Source organism: Synechococcus sp. R8-2 (genome assembly GCF_047461715.1).
Taxonomy (GTDB): Bacteria; Cyanobacteriota; Cyanobacteriia; order Thermostichales; family Thermostichaceae; genus Thermostichus.
This window is the reverse complement of the sequence record NZ_JANSHQ010000013.1, coordinates 1-4,444: the sequence shown is the minus strand read 5'-3', so window position 1 is coordinate 4,444 and position 4,444 is coordinate 1. Positions and strand designations below refer to the sequence as shown.

2 protein-coding genes and 2 pseudogenes are annotated in these 4,444 nt (G+C 58.0%); all 4 read right to left on the bottom strand.

The features are described from left to right. A pseudogene (locus tag NW819_RS00310) lies at positions 1 to 151 on the bottom strand (ABC transporter ATP-binding protein); the annotation flags it as partial. A 72-nt stretch (positions 152 to 223) separates the two neighbouring features. After that, positions 224 to 1,183, bottom strand: coding sequence for a nitrate ABC transporter permease (ntrB, locus tag NW819_RS00305; protein WP_099834651.1), 960 nt, complete (start codon positions 1,181 to 1,183; stop codon positions 224 to 226). A 145-nt stretch (positions 1,184 to 1,328) separates the two neighbouring features. Next, a pseudogene (locus tag NW819_RS00300) lies at positions 1,329 to 2,649 on the bottom strand (CmpA/NrtA family ABC transporter substrate-binding protein). Between the two features lie 61 nt (positions 2,650 to 2,710). Then, a complete protein-coding gene (locus tag NW819_RS00295; protein ID WP_414412544.1) occupies positions 2,711 to 4,258 on the bottom strand; it encodes a ferredoxin--nitrite reductase in 1,548 nt (515 codons plus the stop codon). Positions 4,259 to 4,444: the final 186 nt, after the last annotated feature.

Sequence of the window (4,444 nt, the reverse complement as noted above, 5' to 3'; positions counted from 1 at the left end):
ATTTGCCACAGCCGGAGTGGCCAATTAGCGAGACAAATTCCCCTTTTTGGATCTCCAGGTGGATGTCTTTCAGGACAGGATAGACCTCTCCGTTGTCGAGGAGAAATTCCTTGTCGACATGATCCACTTCAATGTAAGGCTGGGTCTTCATGATTCCCCTGAGATGATTTCTGAGAGCATGGAGAAATTGTCAGCAACCAATCTAAAACTCGGCCAAGCTCATTTAGCGATCCTCAGCCACCACCAGCGAGCCAATCCAAGCCGTGATGCGATCCAGCAGAAGACCCACCATCCCGACATAGATCAAAGCCAGAATGATTTCGCTGATGCGGGAGCTATTCCAGGCATCCCAGATGAAAAATCCAATGCCCACACCGCCAATCAACATTTCCGCTGCCACAATGGCCAGCCAAGACAAGCCCACCCCAATGCGCAAGCCGGTAAAAATATAGGGCACAGTTGCCGGGAAAACGATTTTGAAAAAGTACTTCCAGCCGGACATGCGCACAATTCTGGCCACGTTGCGGTAGTCCTGTGGGATCTGCTGTACGCCGACAACGGTGTTGATCAAAATGGGCCAGAGGGCCGTAATGAAGATTACGAAAATGGCGGAAGGGTTGGCATCTCGAAAGGCAGCCAAAGAAATCGGCAGCCAGGCCAAAGGCGGCACCGTGCGCAACACCTGAAAAATGGGATCCAAAGCCTCGTACAGCCAGCGATTGACCCCGATGATCATGCCGCCCACAACCCCCACCAAGCCGGCCAGGGCAAACCCAATGAACACCCGCCGCAAGCTGGCCCAAATTTGCCAGAACAGCCCTTTGGCATTGCCGCCATAGTCAAAAAAGGGATCTTTAATAAGGGGATCCCAGGTGTCCTGCCAAACCTGGAGAGGGGTGGGCAAGTTGGCTCCGGGGCGGCTATAGGCAATTTGCCAGAGAACGAGCACTATTAAAATGGCCGTGGTGGGCAAAAGAACGCGGCGCAGCACTTGGTGGATTTGGACTCGCTGCCTCCAAGCAGAAGAAGATGCAGAGCTGGCCGGGGAGTGGAGCCCGGCATTGGACTGAAGAACAAAGCCTGGGCTGGTTTTCAGCAGCCAGTGGCCTAGGCCAACCAGTAGGGGAAGCAGGATCCGAAAGAGGTGGTAGCCCAACTGTAGGGCAGAGTGGAAAATCCTCATGGCTTGCTGGGAGTAAGGTTGAAGTCAACTTAAGAGGATCCCAAGAGAGAAGGGGTTTCAGTTGAACACTCTTTGTGGGGATTCGGGGATCCCTTCTCTCCTGGACAGAGGGTTTGCAGCTAACTTGCTGGGGAAAGTTGGGAAATTAGGCCAGCTTCTTAATCGCCAATTTCTCCAGGTAGGCGGCAGGATTTTCGGGATCGAACTGCACCCCGTCGAAGAAGGTTTCCACTCCTCGGGAAGGGCTGGGGGGAATGGCCGCCTCCTGGCCAATGGCTTTGGCAGCTTCCCGCCAGAGATCTTCTCGGTTGACCTTATCCACCAAAGCTTTGGTATCGGTGTCGGCAGGTAGGTAACCCCAGCGAATGTTTTCGGTCAAAAACCAGAGATCGTGGCTCTTGAAGGGGTAGGAAGCGTAGTCCTGCCAGAACTTCATCAGGTGGGGGCTGTTTTCAACGACCTTGCCGGTGCCGTAGTCAAAAGTGCCCCGAGAACGGCCCAAGATATCGGGCACAGGCACCCCCAGCCAGCGGCGGTCGCCGATGATGCGACACATCTCCTCTTTGTTTTCCATCTGGTCGCACCAGATCTGGGCTTCTAGCACCGCTTTCAACAGGGCAAGGGTGGCTTTCGGGTGCGCATCCACCCAGTCGGCCCGCAGGGCAAAGGCCTTTTCCGGGTGGCCGTTCCACAGCTCGCCGGTGGTGAGGGCACTATACCCCTCTTTTTGGTTCACCAGCTGGGCATTCCAAGGCTCGCCCACACAGAGGGCTTCCATGGTTCTGGATTTCATATTGGCCACCATCTGCGGCGGCGGCACCACAATGACGGAGACGTCGCTAGTGGGATCGATCCCGCCTGCGGCCAGCCAGTAGCGCATCCATAGGTCGTGGGTGCCACCAGGGAAGGTCATCGCACATTTGGGATCTTTGCCGGCAGCTCGAAGCTCGGCAAACTTGGCCTTGAGGGGGGAACTCCAGGCCGATTTGCAAATCCCGATATTGGTTGGAAATGCTAATGCCCTGACCGTCCAGATTGAGACGGGCCAAAATGTACATAGGCACCGGCTTGCCATCGGTAACTTTGCCGGTGGTGATGAGGTAGGGCATGGGGGTGAGGATGTGTGCCCCATCGATGCCGCCGGCGGCGGATCCCAGCACCAAGTTGTCGCGGGTGGTGCCCCAAGAGGCCTGCTTGACCACCTCTACGTCCTTCATGCCGTACTTGTCAAAGAACCCCTTTTCTTTGGCGATGATCAGGGGGGCCGCGTCGGTTAGAGCGATGAACCCCAGCTTGGCGCTGGTGGTTTCGGGAGTATCGGCCTGCGCCACCCAGTAGCCTTTGCCCAAGGATTGCGATTGGGCGCGCGGGATCCCAGCCGTGACTGCCCCAGCCGTGAGAGCAGCCGCCCCGGCCAAAAATTGGCGACGGGAGACGGGAGAGGAAGTGCTGAACAGCTTAGACATCGAAACCTCCAAGATTTACAACGACGAAGAAAGAAAAACTTTCAGGACGGCAACAGAACCGCTAGCGGGTTACCAAAACAGAAGCCTGGGCAGCGGACGGATGCTGACGTGGCTTGGCCCCAAAGTGTTCAATGAGCAGCTCCACCAAGACCGGCTTGAGGTCTTCGCAAGGGATCCCTTTGCGCACGCATTCGCCCAGCTTGGCGTCTTTGCCCACCTCTCCCCCCATGTAGATGTCCACGGCCTCCACCACCCTGCCGTCCTTGCGAGCAGTGGTGCCCATAAGGCCGATATCGGCTACTTGGGGTTGGCCGCAGGAGTTGGGGCAGCCCGTCCAGTGGATGCGCACCGTTTGGGGGATCTCCAGCTCCGCCTCCAGCTCCTCCATCAAGGCCACAGCCCGGTTTTTGGTCTCGATAAGGGCAAAGTTGCAGAACTGGTTGCCCGTACAGGACACCAACCCCCGCTGCAAGGGCCCTGGGTTGGGGGAGAACTTCTTCAAGAGCGGCTCTTTGAGGAGCGGGGCCACTCGGGAGTCGGGCACATTGGGGATGAGCACGTTCTGCTCCACCGTCAGCCGCAGCTCTCCGGAGCCGTACACCTCCGCCAAGCGGGCCAGCTCCATCATCTCCAGGGCGTTGAGCCGCCCCACCGGCACATGCAGGCCGACAAAGTTGAGGCCCGGCTGCTTCTGGGCATGCACCCCCAGCAGATCCCGCTTGTGCCAGACCACCTCATCTTTTTCCGCTGCCCTGAGCAGAGGGTGGCCTATCTGGCGCTCCACAGCCGCCCGGAACTTCTCTAGGCCCCACTCGTCAATGAGCCACATCAACCGCGCCTTTTGCCGGTTGGCCCGCAGGCCGTGATCCCGGTAGACCAGCAGCACCGCCTCGCACAGAGGAACCACATCGCGGGGATCCACCCAGACATCTAGGCCAATTGCCTCGGCGCAGCGGCGAGCCGAGAAAAAGCCGCCCACCAGGACGTTGAAGCCCAGGCGGCCATTTTTGAAGGCGGGCACAAAGGCCAGGTCGTTGATCTCCGCATGCACGGAGTTGTCGCGACAACCGCAGATGGCGATGTTGAACTTGCGCGGCAGGTTGCTGAAGGAAGGGTTGCCCTCGCCGTTGTTGGTGATCATGTCCTGCACCTTGCGGGTGAGGCCGCGCACATCGATCAGCTCATCCGGGTCAATACCGGCCAGAGGGGATCCCGTGATGTTGCGCACGTTGTCCATGCCCGACTGGATGCTGGTCAGGCCTACCTCTTTCAGGTAGCCCAGGATCTGGGGCATTTCCTCGATGGGGATGCCCCGCAGTTGCAGGTTCTGCCGGGTGGTGAGGTCGGCTACGCCCTGTTCTCCATAGGGGTGGATGATTGCGCCCAACATCCGCATTTGGCCGCTGGTTAGGATCCCATTGGGCAGGCGCAGCCGCAGCATGAACTGACCTGGGGTGCGCTTGCGAAAGAAGATCCCCAACCACTTGAGGCGATGATCCCGGTCGTCTTCAGGAATGTTCTCCCAACCCAGGCGGGCAAACGCTTCCAGCTCAGCCTTGACCGCCAAGCCATCCTTCTCGCTTTTGATGCGTTCAAACTGGTTCGCCATGATCGCTGCCGTGGGGTGAACACTGGCTACCCTAGCGATGACGAACCGTTAACTTTGGTATTGGCCGTTACACTTTGTAACAAGTTATGCTATTTTGTCACCTTCTGATTGCAATTTGTGCATAAGGTCAGGCTTCTAGGAGCAGCAGACTCCCCTCTCCCCTTTGGGAAAGGGGCTGGGGGTGAG

What these genes read in the sequence shown, in the direction of transcription:
- ntrB (WP_099834651.1), bottom strand. Translation starts at nt 1,183, where the DNA reads ATGAGGATTTTCCACTCTGCCCTACAGTTGGGCTACCACCTCTTTCGG.
- NW819_RS00295 (WP_414412544.1), bottom strand. Translation starts at nt 4,258, where the DNA reads ATGGCGAACCAGTTTGAACGCATCAAAAGCGAGAAGGATGGCTTGGCG.